The sequence below is a fragment of the Pseudomonas sp. BJa3 genome (assembly GCF_026343815.1).
GTDB classification, from domain to species: domain Bacteria; phylum Pseudomonadota; class Gammaproteobacteria; order Pseudomonadales; family Pseudomonadaceae; genus Aquipseudomonas; species Aquipseudomonas soli.
Genome location: NZ_JAOXMC010000016.1, coordinates 82141 through 98888, shown reverse-complemented (window position 1 = coordinate 98888; position 16748 = coordinate 82141). Strand labels below are relative to the sequence as shown.

Sequence of the window (16748 nt, the reverse complement as noted above, 5' to 3'; positions counted from 1 at the left end):
TCGGCTACCTTACCTTGGAAGTTTAACGTGGACTTGGCATTCAAAGCGGCCCTGGGCGCGGGCGTGGTGCTCCTCCTGGCCATCCTGTCGAAAACCCGCAACTACTACATTGCCGGCCTGGTGCCGCTGTTTCCTACCTTTGCCCTGATAGCCCACTACATTGTTGGCAAGGGACGGTCGCTGGAGGATCTGAAAACCACCATCCTGTTCGGAATGTGGTCGATCATCCCCTACTTCGTGTACCTGGCCACGCTGTACGTACTGGTTGAGCGCATGCGCCTGGAGGCCTCGCTGGCCCTGGCCACGGTAGCCTGGCTGGTCGCTGCGACCCTGCTGGTGAGCCTATGGGTGAGAGTGCATTGAACGAACTGCGGGCTAAACCTGCGCCCAGCCGTGGTGGAAGTGGGCTTGCTCCAGTCGTTATCGTGCACCACCGCGCTAAAGCCCGGCGATATGCGTGACATCCTGCCGATGCGCCTGTAGGTAGGGGAGCACAACCCCCAGCAGGGGCGCCTTGAACGGCTCCTGGAACCGATGCGCCAGCCCCGGAATCAGCCGCAACTGGCTGCCCTGGATGTGTGCCGCCAGGTGTACCCCATGCATCACTGGCAACAGCGGATCGGCCGTTCCGTGCACCACCAATGTTGGTAGCCGCAGTTGGTTGAGCAACTCCACCCTGCTGGGTTCGGCGAGAATCGCCATGATCTGGCGTTTGGCCCCCTGCGGATTGAATGCCCGGTCATAGGCCACGGCAGCCTGCTCGATGAGGGCAGCGCGGTCATCGTGCACCTGGGGACTACCTAACGCCGCGAGCAACTCGGCTTGCTGCGCGATAGCCACCTCACGATTCGGTGCACTGCGTCGCGCCAGCAATTGCAACAGGGCCGGGGCAGGGGCCGGCAGGCCAACCGCGCCCGAACTGGACATCACCAGCGTCAAGCTACGCACCCGCTCCGGCGCCATGGCGGCGAGATGCTGCGCGATCATGCCGCCCATGCTCACGCCCAGCACATGAAACTGGCGGACCTCGAGTGCATCCATGAGACGTAAGCCATCATTGGCCATGTCCGTCAGGCTGTAAGGTGCCGAAACAGGCAGCCCCAGCTTGTAGCGCAGCAGTTCGATTGTCAGGTTCGCGGAAGCCGGCATTTGGTTCCAGCGTGACAGGCCGACGTCGCGGTTGTCGTAGCGAATCACTCGAAAGCCTTGACGGCACAGGGCTTCGACCACGTCATCCGGCCAGTGGATCAGTTGCCCGCCCAGGCCCATCACCAACAGCAGAACGGGGTCTCGGGGCGCACCGACGCTCTGGTACACCAGGCTCAGCTCGCCCAGCTCCGCCCGTTGCACAGGTGCATGAACATCACAGCGGCCTTCGGCGAAGCTCGCCGGTACGCTGACCAGTAGCAAGAAGAAAAGTAACCACATGAAAGCAACACCAGAATGCAGATCCCCAGTAGCGCGAGATTGTGATGAATCTCCTCCCGGCGCGCTGCCACAAAACCGTGACATTTTGATGAATCCTGCCCAATAGCCGGACACGACAATTAACTACGACCCAGCAGACGTGTCCCTTTCCTTCAATGACGTTGCCCGCTCCGGTAACTCTCAAGAAGGATCCTTCGATGTACGAGCTGACCCCCTCCCTCCCCTTTTCCCTCGCGTCCCTACCGATGCATGCCGTGCCGCCGGACTCTCCGGTTGTCCATCAAGCACGTCAAACATGCGAAGACCAGCAACGAATCTTCAATGCGCTGCTGGGCCAGGCGCCCGGTGTTCGACAGGTCATTGGTGAATGGCTGAACAAAACCCTCGGCATCATTCCCGGGCAAGCCGGCCTGGTCCTGGGATCGGCGCAGCAGCCCGCACGTATCGGTCTCGTTGAGTTGACTGCCTGGGCCCAACACCACAAACCCACTTCCATGATTGACCTTCGCGCCTCTATCACGGGGGTACCTGACGCGCTACAGCAGTCGCCCAGCGAGTTGCTGGAACGTCTGGCCGCCCTGAATCTCTCCGCTCTCGTTCGTGAATCCTGGATCAACTATTGGGGGGAACGCGCTCAAGGAACACCGAGGAGTCGAAAGGAACAGGCGCGCATACAGTACCAACGGCACTTCGAAGCCGCCGTCGAGATCGCCTTCGCCAGTGATCCCTCGGCGACAGTGCTGCGTCCAGTGCTAAGTGTCATGGACCACCCCGAGTGGCTACGGATCGACGATCGCCAGTTGTTTATCGAAACTCCCACCTGCGAGCCTGGCGCGCTGATCTTCAGTATCGAAGGTGAAGCCGGGCTGAGCCTGTACTCCCCCGGCAGCAACGAAACCCTGAGTTATCACACCTCACGTCCAGCGCTGGAGGCCAGACTGGGTGAGTCTTCAGGACAAATTCACTACAACGCACTGGACTCGATCGACGAAGGGTTCAACAGCCTGTTCGTGAGCCTGGAAGCCCGGCTGCTGGCAACACTCGAACATGATCCTGGTGACGAGCTTGGCGACGCCAGCGCAGCATTGGCGCAAGCAGATCGACTGCATGATCATTGGCGCTGCTCAACGGTTTTCGCCATGCCGCTAGCCCTTGAACCTGCCGATCAAGACGATCTCCCTGGCCCCTCACTGTTCGAGCTGGCCCCTTTTGGCCTGGAGGTGCCCTGCTCAACACGCGCGCAAATGATCGCTCGACAAATGGAAAAGTTGACAAGGCTTTCCCATCAGGACCTTGAGGCGTGCCAACGACAACATGATCTCCTGCTCGCTGCGCGCAAGGCCGCTCAGACCCAGATCGAAGCCATCCTGGCATCGGCGAAATGGCACTCGGACGCCCGCCCGTTCAACGCTCCGCCCGCTCTGTCGACAGCTCACGGCCAAGCCCTGCTTGCCCATGCTCGAATGAAAGCGTTGCTGGGCGAACTGACGCCTGACGTGCTCGCGTTGGTCGAAGCACTAGCCAGCCCCCATGACAACAGCCCCCTGACGGCTTCACTCGTGCTTCGCTCAGCGCCCGAAGATCCTTCGAGCAGTGCTCGCGAACAGCTACTGCACGAGGTCATCGTCATCACCAGGCGTACGCCCCGGGACACGCCCGATACCCGTCACCCCTTCGCCATCTACTGGATCGGAGGGCCAGGGGGACTTTTGCAATGCGATGACCAAGCTGCCCTCGCTCGCTACCTGAGCCAGTTTGACCCCAAGCTGTCACTGCGCTTGGAACCCATCGTCGGCGACAGCCTTGCCCATGCGCTCGATGCACAACTGGCGCACGCACGCCGGGCGTGGCAGGCACTGCAGAATGAGAAGGGAGTCGATGCCGCGGCACCTGGACTGGTGCAGGCCAAACAGAGTTTAGGCCAACACCTGCAGGTGTCCTGCAAGGGTGCCCGGGAGGCGGCGCTCTCTGTCCTGCGCGCAGAGCAACAGCTAGCGAGCAAACTGGGCAGTTCGCCGACCGCCTTCGCCAAGATGAATGATGAGGCCCGCAACGCTTTCAAAGCCCTCGCCAAAGACTATCTCAACGCCATGCGCGACAGCCAGGCACTGATAGAGCGCGATCTGCCGGAGCGCAATGCGTTCTGCCAGCGTTTGGTGTCGCAAACCCTGATAGCGGATTTCGATGATTTCAGCGGTGGCCAGATTGTTCTGCAACTGCCGTTATCGACGAGCTGGCGCAATCATCCCGTCGGGGGTGGCGGCACTCCAGGCACGCCAACCCGGCCTGTATTGACGGCAAGCCAGGAAACCGAGGAGATCACCCTTGAGAGCCTGCTGTTGAACAACCTCGACAGCACCATGCTGGAACGGCTGAGATTCGCCAAGCCCAAGCGTGCCGACGGGCAGCCTCTCGGACAGCCCATGGAAGAAGGCCTCGATCACGCCTATCTGCAGAGTCTGGCACGCCGCCTGGACCTCGCCGGGCGCTACGAAACGGCAATACATGCGGCATTCAGCGATCCCGACGAGTCCGACTATGCCCATGCCTATCGCAGGGAGTGCTTGATTGCGCCGCACCGTTTGTTGTTGAAGTTGCAAAACCTGCTCTACCACCAGCGAGGGGACTTGGACAACATCGGCCACGCGATCCTGTCGGTGGCAATCGATGCCGACAGCCGAACCGCCTTCCAGGCCGACGGTCATGACATTCAATTGTTGCCCGCCTTGCTGGCCGTTGGTGGCGAGGATACCGATGAGCAACCTACGACACTTTCGGGGATCACCTTTATCGAAGACCGTATCAGCAAGGTCACCGTGCTCTATCTTCCCGATCATCCGACCCACGGGCTGCGCCAGTACGCCACGCTCGAGCAGGCGCGACAGGCGCTACTCGATGAGCGCGACGACTACCTCGTCAGCCGCGCACTCAGCGGTAACCCAGACGCCCATCGCTCAAGGCTACGCGAAGCGCGGGTTCGTCATTTCGAACACATGATTGTCGCAGGTGCCGCCTGGCCCGCCACCACCTCGCTGGCAGCCCACCTGCTTGATGGCCACCGAGGGCGCCTGGTGATGGAACACCGCGCGACAGCTCGCTCCAATCTGGACCTGTATTTCGAGCATTTGGCCCAACAGAGCGCCGGCGTGCTCATAGGGTTCAAGATCGCATTGGGAGCAATACCATTCCTGGGGCTGCCGATCAGCATCTATGACACATTCGTCAGTGCAACTGAGGTGGTGAAGGCTTTTTCCACGGGTTCGTCGTGTGACATCCTGCAAGCTCTCAACGACTTCATCGTCTCGTTGATTGATGTAGCAATGGATGCACTCGGAGGCGGTACTGGCATCAGCAGCACGTCTCTGCGTCGAGCGACAGGGATACGTCGCATCCATGGGCAGGGCGAACTGATCACCCGCCGGTATCAGGATTCATCCCCCCAGCGCAGCCTGGACCGCTTCACTGGGCTCGAATATGAGCAGCCTCTATCGCTCGCGGGGCTGAAAACGGCCACACATGGCAAATACAAAGGCATCTATCGGCATACCGAAGGACACTTCATCCTCGTTGGCAAGCAAACCTACAAAGTGAGCTGGGACGCGACCGCCCGCACCTGGCAACTAGATGGCAACACCCGCCACCGATGGAAACGCGCAATCGCTCAAGACCAGAACGGTCAGTGGGACACTCATTTCGCCCTCTATGGCGTGCACCGCCAGGGGGCAGGCGGCGGCGGCGGACAAGCCCTTGGCCGCGTAGCCGATACGCTGGAGCCACTCTGGCCAGCAGCGATACGCGAACGCTTGCCACGCTGGTGGCGAGACCACGCCTATCGCCAGCACAACCGCTTGCGCGACAGCATTACCCGCGACATGCAGCTACTGCAGCCCCGTGCCAACGAGCTCAATCAACACATGAAGCGCGCTTTGGAACAACAGGGAAAACTCGACGCGTCACTGAAAGCTTCGCTCGAAAAGACCCTCGCCGACGCCGAGCGCATTCACCGTGACTGCCAGGCATTCCAGCAGGTTGCCGCCGGACGAATTCGCAAACGAGCTCAAGATCAGGCGAAGGATCTGGCCATACTCATTTGCAATGGTCGTCAACGCCTTAGCGACGAAGCCCATACTCAACTCAGTCACGTGATGGATGAGATAGAGAGTCTCAAACAACGTCTTCAGCAAAAATCCATCGAGCTTTCACCAGGCCTCGATGACAGACAGCTCCAGGTCGCCTTCGAACAGCTGTCCGAGCTGAGGATCCGCATGAACCAAGCCCGACAACATGCGCTGGCGGCGGTGGATGACATCCGCGAGCAAGTCGCCCAGCTACGCACCTGGCGCGATCAGGTGCATCAAGCTGGTGAACATCGGGACTTGTTGACAATCGTCGACAGCACCTTGAGCGCTTTCAGCGAGCCCGTCCTGAACTACATGACTGTCAGCCAACTGACAGCGCTGCTGGTCAAACCTAGCCACGCGATGAGCGGCGCCGGCATCCGCCTGCAGTTCTTGATGAAGGAACCGCGAACAACATTGGATCGTGCCCTGTATGCCCTGCATCAACTCGGCGCAACACAAGCCTCGGCCACGCAACGTATAACCATCATGACGGCGTCGATACAGCATTCCGAACGCTTTCGTCATCAGTTGAAATACTGGCTCGGCAGCTACACAACGTACATCGACCACGCTGCCGCGCAGCGCCTGGAGTCGTCACTGACGGCCTATGAAGCACATTTCAGGAGGCTGCTGCTCAATAAAACCAAGCCCGCCCCGCTGGCTAGCAAAAAGGGCACCCGCCAGCCGCGCGTATTCGAGACCATCGACAACCGCCTGCTGGTCGGTGAACCCGACCAGCATAGCCTCAACGTCTACCGCATCACCGGGGTCAACGGGCGGACCGAAATCTATCATCAGGACCGCTCGGGAAAATTCACCCTGACCAACCCTGACACCGCTCCCAGCCCGGGGGGTAGCGTATCCCTGAAAGAGCTGAGTAACGAGGCCAGACGGCAATTGGGCGAACTGCAAGCGTATCGAGCCAAGGTACAGCAGTACGCGCATCAAGGCATGGACGGCGCGAGTCTCGATGATCTCATGCAGTTCAAGGCCACCGATCTGGAAAGCCTCGCCCTGCGAATTGGCGAACAGGCGCATGACGACGACCTGGTACGGCAGTTGCGCGACATGGCACTGGAGGCAAGGCGGTATGGCAAGACACTTCGCGTCGACTTCATCATCGGTACGGGCCAACCCAATAGTGCACACCTTGATTATTTGCACGAAGCAGGCCTGGTGCGCATCGAGAAGGAGGGCGGGCTGGTGGAGCTGCGACGGACCAGCGATGGCCGCAGGGACTTCCTGCAGGAATTTGTGGTACTCGATACCCGTGGCGCCTCGCCACGCCCACTATGGTATGCCCACTTCCATTTCAACAAGGCCAATCCCACCTTCGACGAGTACGTCAAGGCGCACTTGAAGACCGTCCCTCAAAGGCGCCTGGGGCGGGAATGGCAAGACAGCCACGTCGAGCAGATCTGGCGTGGTGAACTGACGCGAGCCATTGCCCGCAAGCACTTCGCGACATTGTTCTGATCGGCCGCGAGGGGCTCGGCCAAGCCCCTCGCGCCATGCATCGACAGACACCATCAACATGAGAGAAACTCAACATTCCTGATCAGCCTGCGCCAGAATATCGTTGGAGTTTCACCGTGCTGGAAATACGCCACTTGAAAACCCTTCACGCCTTGCGTGAAGCCGACAGTCTGGTGGAAGCCGCTGAGCGGTTGCACCTTACGCAGTCGGCGCTGTCGCACCAGTTCAAGGAACTGGAAGAACGCCTCGGCTTGCCACTGTTCACGCGCAAGACCAAGCCGATCCGCTTCACCAGCGCCGGCCTGCGCCTGCTGCAACTGGCCGACGCCACCCTGCCCCTGCTACGTGGAGCCGAGCGTGATATCGCCCGCCTTGCCGGCGGCACCGCTGGGCGCCTGCACATGGCCATCGAATGCCACAGCTGCTTCCAGTGGCTGATGCCAACCATCGACCAGTTCCGCGATGCCTGGCCGGAGGTGGAACTGGACCTGGCATCGGGTTTTGCTTTCGCGCCACTGCCGGCCCTGGCCCGCGGCGATCTCGACCTGGTGGTGACCTCCGACCCGGTGGACCTGGCCGGCATCACGTACGTGCCGTTGTTCACCTACGAGGCCATGCTCGCCGTTGCCAACCAGCACCCGTTGGCCGGCAAGCCCTATGTCGTGCCCGAGGACCTGCTCGACCAGACCCTGATCACCTACCCGGTGGAACGCGACCGCCTGGACATCTTCACCCGCTTCCTGGAGCCGGCCGACATCGAGCCGGCCGCGGTGCGCACCTCGGAGCTGACGGTGATGATGATGCAACTGGTGGCCAGCGGCCGTGGCGTGTGCGGCATGCCGCACTGGGCCCTGCACGAGTACAGCTCGCGCGGCTATGTGAAGGGCAAGCGACTGGGCGACAAAGGGTTGTTCGCCACCCTTTACGCGGCAGTGCGCACCGACATGCTCGACGCCCCGTACATGCGCGACTTCCTGCTGACCGCCAAGGACACCTCGTTCGCCACGCTCGACGGAGTCAGCGCGGTGCGTTGAAGCCTTCGCGCCACAGCGGCAGGATCAGGTCGCGAGTCAGCGGCGCCAGGTTCAGCGTGTTCGCTTGATCGACGGCCAGCCAGATCACCTCTTCGATTTCCGCCGCCGGGACCACCGCCTCGCGGCACTCGACACGGAACAGTTCGGCCTCGACCTCAAAGCCCGGCTCGTTGGCGGCCGGGGCACTGAAGCGGCCCAGGTGGACGGCCTGGGCGGGATCGACGCGCAGCCCCAGTTCCTCGTGCAGCTCACGCACCAGCGCCTGCGCCGGAGACTCGCCCGGGTCGATCTTGCCACCCGGCTGCATGAAGGCCAGGGTATCGCGCTTGCGTACCAGCAGGGTTCGCCCCTGGGAGTCAATGAGCAGGGCGGCGGCGATTCGGATGGTATTGGGCATGGTGGACACTCGGTTTACTCCAGTTGCGCAGAATACCTGACAAGGCTCAATCGCGGGGCAAGCCCGCTCCCATGAGTACCTGGCAGGGCTGTCGTGGGAGTGGGCTTGCCCCGCGATTGAGCCAGAACAGGCAGACGAACGGCCCCTTGCCATTGCCCTGCTTACCCGCCATAACCAACCCATGAACCTGCCCGCCCCCCTGCACCCGGTGCTCGACCTGTTCCACCCCGCCGTCGCCACCTGGTTCCGCCAAAGCTTTGCCACGGTCACCGAAGCCCAGGCCGGCGCCTGGCCGCTGATCCATGCCGGCCAGTCGATGCTGCTGGCCGCGCCGACCGGCTCGGGCAAGACCCTCAGCGCCTTCCTCGCGGTGCTCGACGAGTTGTTCCGCCAAGGGCTGGAACAGGACGGCGAGCTACCTGCGCAAACCCAGGTGGTCTATGTGTCGCCGCTCAAGGCGCTGTCCAATGACATTCGCCTCAACCTCGATGCGCCGCTCGAGGGCATCGGCCACCAGCTCGCCCAACTGGGTCTCAAGGCCCCGCGCATCACCACCGCCGTGCGCACCGGCGACACGCCCCAGAAGGAGCGCGCCGCCATGCGCAAGCTGGCGCCGCACATCCTGGTGACCACGCCAGAATCATTGTATGTACTGATGGGCTCGGCCTCCGGTCGCCAGGGGCTGGCCAGTGTGCACACGGTGATCGTCGACGAGATCCATGCCCTGGCCGGCAACAAGCGTGGCTGCCACCTGGCGCTGACCCTGGAACGCCTGCAGGCCCTCGCTGGCCGACCTTTGAGGCGTATCGGCCTGTCCGCGACCCAACGGCCGGTGGAGCGCGTGGCGCAGTTTCTGGTTGGCCACGGACAGCCCTGCGCCATCGTCGATATCGGTCATGTCCGCCAACGCGACCTGGCTCTGGAAGTACCGCCTGTGCCACTGGGCGCGGTCATGGCCACCGATGTCTGGAGCCTGGTCTACGAGCGGCTCGTGGTGCTCGCCCGCGAGCATCGCACCACGCTGGTATTCGTCAACACCCGACGCCTGGCCGAGCGCCTGACGCGTCACCTGGGCGAGCGCCTGGGCAACGACGCGGTCGCCGCCCATCACGGCAGTCTGGCAAAGGAACATCGCCTGGTCGCCGAGCAGCGGCTCAAGGCTGGCGAACTGCAGGTGCTGGTGGCCACCGCGTCGCTGGAGCTGGGCATCGATATCGGCGATGTCGACCTGGTCTGCCAGATCGCCTCGCCCGGCTCGATTGCCGCGTTCCTGCAGCGGGTCGGACGCTCCGGCCACCAGGTCAATGGCACCCCCAAGGGCCGCCTGTTCCCCACCTCGCGGGATGACCTGATCGAATGCGTGGCGTTGCTCGACTGCGTGCGCCAGGGCGAGCTGGATACCTTGCACATCCCTCACGCGCCGCTTGACGTGCTGGCCCAGCAAATCGTCGCCGAGGTCAGCAACCAGCCGTGGTCCGAACGCGCCCTGTTCGACCTGCTGCGCCAGGCGACGCCTTATGCCGAGCTGGACGAGCGCCATTACCAGGCCTTGCTGCGCATGCTCGCCGAGGGCTACAACGGCCGCCAGGGGGTGCGCGGCGCCTACCTGCACCGCGATGCGGTGAACGGCACCCTGCGCGGGCGTCGCGGCAGCCAACTCACCGCGCTCACCAGCGGTGGCACCATCCCCGAGACGGCCGACTACGCCGTGCTGCTCGAACCCCAGGCGCTGAACATCGGCAGCGTCAACGAGGATTTCGCCGTCGAGAGCATTGCCGGTGACATCTTCCAGCTGGGCAACGCGTCGTACCGCATCCTGCGCGTCGAGCCCGGGCGGGTGCGGGTCGAGGACGCGCACGGCCTGCCACCGACCATTCCGTTCTGGCTCGGCGAGGCGCCTGGGCGCAGTGACGAGCTGTCTGCTGCGGTAGCCCGGCTGCAGCAGCGTCTCGACCAGCAATTGCAGGACGGCGACGCTCAACAGGTGCAGGCCTGGCTCCAGGCGACTTATGAACTGGACGAAGCCTGCGCCAGCCAGCTGCTGGATTACCTCGGCCGTACCTGGCAGGTACTCGGCGCCCTGCCCTCGCAGCAGACGCTGGTGATGGAGCGCTTTTTCGACGAGTCCGGCGGCACCCAGCTGATCATCCACTCGCCCTTTGGCAGCCGTATCAACCGCGCCTGGGGCCTGGCCCTGCGCAAGCGCTTCTGCCGCACCTTCAACTTCGAACTGCAGGCGGCGGCCAGCGAGGACGCCATCGTGCTGTCACTGTCCACCAGCCACAGTTTCGACCTGGACGAGGTGTGGCGCTACCTGAACAGCGGCAGTGCCGAAGCGATCCTGATCCAGGCTTTGCTCGACGCCCCGCTGTTCGGCGTGCGCTGGCGCTGGAATGCCGCGGTGGCCATGGCCCTGCCGCGTTACGTGGGCGGGCGCAAGGTGGCGCCGCAGATCCAGCGCATGAAAAGCGAGGACCTGGTGGCGTCGGTATTTCCCGACCAGCTCGCCTGCCTGGAGAACATCGTCGGCGAGCGGCAAATCCCCGATCATCCATTGGTCGAGCAGACCCTCGACGACTGTCTGCACGAGGCCATGGACAGCGAAGGCTGGCTGGCGCTGCTGCGGCGCATGGAGCACGGTGAAGTAGGCTTGCTCAGTCGCGATTTGCCGGCCCCCTCGCCGCTGGCCTCGGCGATCCTCAATGCCCGCCCCTACACCTTCCTCGACGACGCGCCGCTGGAAGAGCGACGCACCCAGGCCGTGCTCAACCGACGCTGGAGCGACGTGCATAGCGCCGACGACCTGGGCGCGCTCGACGCCGACGCCATTGCCGCGGTGCAGGCCGAAGCCTGGCCCCAGGCTCGCAACCCCGATGAAATGCATGAGACGCTGATGAGCCTGGGGGCCGTGACCGAGGACGAAGTAGATGCCAATGGCGCCTGGCGCGACCTGTTGCAGCAATTGGCCAAGGCGGGCCGGGCCTGTCGCCTGGATACGGGCGAACACCGTCTGTGGCTGGCCCGTGAGCGCCAGCAGGCGCTGTTGACGCTATACCCGGATGCTCGCCTGGAACCGGACATGCCGCTATTGCCGGGCTATGACGCCCCCGTCGACAGCGATACCGCCCTCACGGAACTGCTGCGCTGCCGCCTAGATGGCTTTGGCCCGATGACGCTGGAGCAGATCGCGACACCTCTGGCGCTGAAGGCCGGCGACTGCGAACAGGCCCTGGCCCGCCTGGAGGGCCAGGGCCATGTGATGCGTGGTCATTTCAGCCCCGGCCAGCCGCGCCTGCAGTGGTGCGAACGGCACCTGCTGGCGCGTATTCATCGCTACACGGTCAAACGCCTGCGCCAGGAGATCGAACCGGTCAGCCTGCAGGACTACCTGCGCTTCCTGTTCGACTGGCAGCACATGAGCGGCGAAACCCGGCTGCGTGGGCCGCAGGCGGTATCCGAGGTGCTCGCCCAGCTGCAAGGTTTTCCCGCTGCCGCCGGGGCCTGGGAGAGCGACCTGCTGCCAGCGCGAATCAAGGACTACAGCCCCCATTGGCTCGATGAGGCCTGCCGCAGCGGCCAGTGGGCCTGGAGTCGGCTGGCGGCGACGCTGGCGGCCAGCACCCTGGCCAGCACGCCCCTGGTGCTGCTGCCCCGCGAGCAACTGGGGCTGTGGCGCAGCCTCACCCCCGCGCCCGACCTCGAACAACTGGGTGCCCGCGCGCATCGGGTCCTGCAGACCTTGCAGGAGCAAGGCGCGCTGTTCTTCGACGAACTGGCCCATGAAGCCCACCTGCTGCCCAGCGAACTGGAATCGGCGCTGCAGGAACTGGTGGGCTCAGGCCTGGCGAGCGCCGACGGTTTCAGCGGCCTGCGCAGCCTCATCAGCCCAGCGGCCAGGCGCAGGCCGCGCACCAGCCGGCGTGGGCACCCAGCACTGTCGAGCAGCATGGTCCATGCCGGGCGCTGGGCCTTGCTGCGCCGCTCGGCCACCACGGTCGACAGCGACCAGCGCCTGGAACATGTGGCCCGCAGCCTGCTGCGCCGCTATGGCGTGGTGTGCTGGCGCTTGCTGGAGCGCGAGAGCGATGTGCTGCCCCCGTGGCGCGCACTGTTGCGCTGCTATCAGCGTCTCGAGGCGCGAGGCGAGATCCGCGGGGGGCGCTTCATTGCCGGGCTGGCGGGCGAGCAGTTCGCCCTGCCCGAAGCGGTAGTTTTGCTGCGCCAGGTGCGCAACCGCGCGCCAGGCGGGGAACTGGTGGTGGTCAGCGGCTGCGACCCCTTGAATCTGGTCGGCACCCTGCTGCCGGGAACGAAAATGCCGGCAGTGGCGGGCAATCGGCTGCTGTACCGCGACGGGGTGCCAGTCGCCAGTCGCGTGGCAGGGAAGTACCTGTTTGCGGTCGAGGCAGCGGCCAGCGAACAGGAGCACTGGCGCCAGCTTCTGTTGCGCGGTACAGCAACCTAGAGAGCGGCGGTGTACCGCCGCTACCGCAGGTTCAGCCCTTGGCCTGGAACCCGGCGAAGCGCTTGTTGAACCCGGCCACCCGCCCTTCCACCGTGGTCTTGCGCTGCTGCCCGGTGTACACCGGATGCGAGGCGCTGGAGACATCCAGCGCGACGTAGGGGTAGGTCTGGCCATCGCTGTGCACCTGGGTGCGATCGGTATCCACCGTGGAACCGATCAGGAAGTACACATCGGCAGCCGTATCGTGGAACAGCACCGGGCGATAGTTGGGGTGAATGCCAGCTTTCATGACGCAATCTCCTGGGAAGCGCTAGTGATACTTTATAACGTATCACAATGCGAATGATTTTCGATACACGAGTTTTCATTTTTCTGCCGCCCGGTGCGCTGGCAAAACGCCGCCCAACCGGGCTATGGTCGGCCTTTGCCCAGGCCCCTGAGCCTGACCGAGCCATCCGCAAGGACCCCGTATGAGCCTGTCACTTCTCAGCCGTTACGCCTTCTTCGCCGCCTGCGTGCTGTTCACCCTCGCCAGCCTGCCGTTCCTCGCCCACGACTGGCTGTGGCCGTTCGCCCTGACCACCGGCGTCCTGAGCCTGATCGGCGTGTTCGACCTGCTGCAGCAGCGCCACGCGGTACGCCGCAACTATCCGATCCTCGGCAATATCCGCTACCTGGTCGAGGGCATCCGCCCGGAGATCCGCCAGTACCTGCTGGAGTCCGACAGCGATGCGCTGCCCTTCTCCCGCGCCCAGCGCTCGCTGGTGTATGCCCGTGCCAAGAACGAGGCCTCGGACAAACCCTTCGGCACCCTGATCGATGTGTACGAGTCGGGCTTCGAATTCATCGGCCATTCCATGCGCCCCGCGCCGCTGGCCGACCCGGCCGCCTTTCGTGTCGTGGTCGGCGGCCCGCAATGTACCCAGCCGTATTCCGCGTCGATCTTCAACATCTCGGCCATGAGCTTCGGCTCGCTCAGCGCCAACGCCATCCGCGCTCTCAACCAGGGCGCCAAGCTGGGCAACTTCCACCACGACACCGGCGAAGGCAGCATCAGCCCCTACCACCGCGAGCACGGCGGCGACCTGGTGTGGGAGCTGGGCAGTGGCTACTTCGGCTGCCGCACCGCGGATGGCCGCTTCGACCCCGAGCGCTTCGCCGCCCAGGCGCAGAGCCCGCAGGTACGGATGATCGAGATCAAGATGAGCCAGGGCGCCAAGCCCGGCCACGGCGGCATCCTGCCCAAGCACAAGGTGACCAGGGAGATCGCCGAGACCCGCGGCATCCTGATGGGCGAGGACTGCATCTCGCCGTCGCGTCACAGCGCCTTCTCCACGCCGATCGAAATGATGCAGTTCATCGCCCAGTTGCGTGAGCTGTCCGGCGGCAAGCCAGTGGGCTTCAAGTTCTGCCTCGGCCACCCGTGGGAGTTCATGGGCATTGCCAAGGCCATGCTGGAAACCGGCATCCTCCCGGACTTCATCGTCGTCGACGGCAAGGAAGGCGGCACCGGCGCCGCCCCGGTGGAGTTCACCGACCATATCGGCGTGCCGCTGCGCGAAGGCCTGCTGTTCGTGCATAACACCCTTGTCGGCCTGAACCTGCGCGACAAGATCAAGCTCGGCGCCAGCGGCAAGATCGTCAGCGCCTTCGACATCGCCAGCGTGCTGGCCATCGGCGCCGACTGGGCCAACTCGGCACGCGGCTTCATGTTCGCCATCGGCTGCATCCAGTCGCAGAGTTGCCACACCAACAAGTGCCCGACCGGCGTGGCCACCCAGGACGCCCTGCGCCAGCGCGCACTGGTGGTGCCAGACAAGGCCCAGCGGGTGTTCAACTTCCATCACAACACCCTGCGCGCCCTGGCCGAAATGCTCGCCGCCGCAGGGCTGGAGCACCCAGCGCAACTGGAGGCCAAGCACCTGGTGCGGCGTATCTCGGCTACCGAGATCAAGCTGTTCTCGCAGATGCATGTGTTCCTCAAGCCGGGGGAGTTACTCACTGGCGAGGTGAACGGGCAGTTCTATTCGCGGATGTGGCAGCTGGCGCGGGCGGACAGCTTCGAGCCGCACAGCGAGGTAGCGGCCTGATCAGACTTCATCGCAGGTCAAGCCCGCTCCCAGGCCAGGCCACGATGGTCGCCACACGAAAACAAAGCCCCGGCACTGGCCGGGGCTTTGTTCATCAGGAGGCGGTACTCACCGTACCCTGCGCCTCTTTGGGCGCCAGGCGGAAGGTGTAGTACAGCGCCGTCAACAGCACCAGGAATGCCGGGCCGATGTACAGGGCCACGCGGGTGTCCGGGAAGTACGCCATCAGGCCCACCACCAGCACCAGGAACGCCAGCGCCAGGTACGAGCTCAGCGGCCACAGCCACATGCGGTACTTCAGCGCGTTGCGCTCGGCGGTGGTGAGCCCGGCGCGGAACTTCAGTTGCGCCAGCAGGATCATCACCCAGGTCCAGATCGCGCCGAAGGTGGCGATCGAGGTTACCCAGACGAACACTTTCTCCGGCACCAGGTAGTTGGCCAGCACGCCCAGCAGCAGCGCGCCGATCGACAGCAGCAAGGCGTTGCGCGGCACGCCGCTCTTCGAGGTGCGGGCGAAGGTGGCCGGGGCCTGGCCGTTCTGCGCCAGGCTGTAGAGCATGCGCCCGGTGCTGAAGATGCCGCCGTTGCACGACGACAGCGCGGCGGTGATCACCACGAAGTTGATGATGCCGGCGGCAGTCTTGATGCCGAGGCGCTCAAAGGTCATCACGAACGGGCTGCCCTGGCTGCCGATCTCATTCCACGGGTAGATCGACAGGATCACGAACAGCGCGCCCACGTAGAACAGCAGGATGCGCCAGAACACCGAGCCGATGGCCTGGGGGATGGTCTTCTGCGGGTTGCGCGCTTCGCCGGCGGTCAGGCCGATCATCTCCACGCCCAGGTAGGCGAACATCACCATCTGCAGCGACATCAGCACGCCGGTCACGCCGTTGGGCATGAAACCGCCGTTGCTCCACAGGTTGGAGACGCCCATGGCCACACCGTCGTTGCCGAAACCGAAGGCGATGATGCCGATGCCGCCCAGCACCATGGCGATGATGGTGACGATCTTGATCAGGGCGAACCAGAACTCGAACTCACCGAATGCCTTGACCGCGATCAGGTTGATCGCGCCCATGCTGCCCAGGGCCATCAACGCCCAGATCCAGCGCGGCACGTCGGGGAACCAGATGCCCATGTAGATGGCCACCGCGGTGATTTCGGCGACGCAGGTCACCAGCCACAGGAACCAGTAGTTCCAGCCGGTCAGGAAGCCCGCCAGCGGACCGAGATAGTCTTGGGCGTAGCGGCTGAACGACCCGGCGACCGGATTGTGCACGGCCATTTCGCCGAGGGCGCGCATGATCACCAGGATGGCCAGGCCACCGATGATGTAGGAAAGCATGATGGCAGGGCCGGCCATTTCGATGGCCTTGGCAGAACCGAGGAACAGACCGACGCCGATACAGGCGCCGAGGGCCATCAGACGGATGTGCCGTTCGCCCAGCTCGCGCTTGAGCGGGCCGCCCTGGGCGGACTCGCCCTGGGCAGGGTGGTTGCCGACTGGCATAGCAATACAACCTCATTTTGTTATTGGATTTGACCTTCGTGCAGCACCGGCCGCGCCGATAGGCGGGGCGTCGTCTCGCCAGGCCGCCTTGTGGGCGGGCCTGTCCACCGGGCACACAGCACCGACGGGTCGAAGGGGGCGAGCAGTATAGGAAGCAGCTTGTAGGGCTTTTCACTATATACAGCAGGAAATTTGGCGAGAATTCTCGGCCAAATCCCCTTCAC

At 63.8% G+C, this 16748-nt stretch carries 9 protein-coding genes; 5 read left to right on the top strand and 4 right to left on the bottom strand.

Translation table 11 applies throughout. The features are described 5' to 3' along the window. The first annotated feature begins 27 nt into the window (after positions 1-27). Positions 28-363 (top strand): GlpM family protein, encoded by a 336-nt coding sequence (locus OH705_RS20055; protein WP_023629616.1) that lies wholly within the window; start codon positions 28-30, stop codon positions 361-363. 75 nt (positions 364-438) lie between these two features. On the opposite strand, the gene OH705_RS20050 is transcribed toward OH705_RS20055, so the two are convergent. Beyond that, complete coding sequence (locus OH705_RS20050; protein WP_023629615.1) at positions 439-1428, bottom strand: alpha/beta fold hydrolase; 990 nt, start codon at positions 1426-1428, stop codon at positions 439-441. Between the two features lie 197 nt (positions 1429-1625). Here OH705_RS20050 and OH705_RS20045 point away from each other — a divergent pair, with 197 nt between their 5' ends. Together OH705_RS20045 and metR are read left to right on the top strand one after the other, a co-directional pair. After that, positions 1626-7025 (top strand): DUF6543 domain-containing protein, encoded by a 5400-nt coding sequence (locus tag OH705_RS20045; RefSeq protein ID WP_263160310.1) that lies wholly within the window; start codon positions 1626-1628, stop codon positions 7023-7025. Positions 7026-7141: 116 nt separating this feature from the next. Then, a complete protein-coding gene (gene metR, locus OH705_RS20040) occupies positions 7142-8059 on the top strand; it encodes a transcriptional regulator MetR (protein ID WP_023629613.1) in 918 nt (305 codons plus the stop codon). Here metR and OH705_RS20035 read toward each other — a convergent pair. Continuing rightward, entirely contained in the window at positions 8043-8456 is a 414-nt protein-coding gene (locus OH705_RS20035) for an NUDIX hydrolase (protein ID WP_038707591.1), read from the bottom strand. The two genes, metR and OH705_RS20035, sit on opposite strands and share 17 nt — an antisense overlap. Before the next feature lie 181 nt (positions 8457-8637). Between OH705_RS20035 and OH705_RS20030 the strand changes: the two genes are divergently transcribed. Next, complete coding sequence (locus OH705_RS20030; RefSeq protein ID WP_267302834.1) at positions 8638-12921, top strand: DEAD/DEAH box helicase; 4284 nt, start codon at positions 8638-8640, stop codon at positions 12919-12921. A 31-nt stretch (positions 12922-12952) separates the two neighbouring features. On the opposite strand, the gene OH705_RS20025 is transcribed toward OH705_RS20030, so the two are convergent. Beyond that, complete coding sequence (locus OH705_RS20025) at positions 12953-13210, bottom strand: type B 50S ribosomal protein L31 (RefSeq protein ID WP_023632472.1); 258 nt, start codon at positions 13208-13210, stop codon at positions 12953-12955. Positions 13211-13391: 181 nt separating this feature from the next. Between OH705_RS20025 and OH705_RS20020 the strand changes: the two genes are divergently transcribed. Then, positions 13392-15011, top strand: coding sequence for an FMN-binding glutamate synthase family protein (locus OH705_RS20020; RefSeq protein WP_023632473.1), 1620 nt, complete (start codon positions 13392-13394; stop codon positions 15009-15011). A gap of 94 nt (positions 15012-15105) precedes the next feature. Here OH705_RS20020 and OH705_RS20015 read toward each other — a convergent pair whose 3' ends face one another. After that, on the bottom strand, positions 15106-16524 hold the full coding sequence (locus OH705_RS20015; RefSeq protein ID WP_046854430.1) for an amino acid permease: 1419 nt from the start codon (positions 16522-16524) through the stop codon (positions 15106-15108). Positions 16525-16748 lie beyond the last annotated feature (224 nt).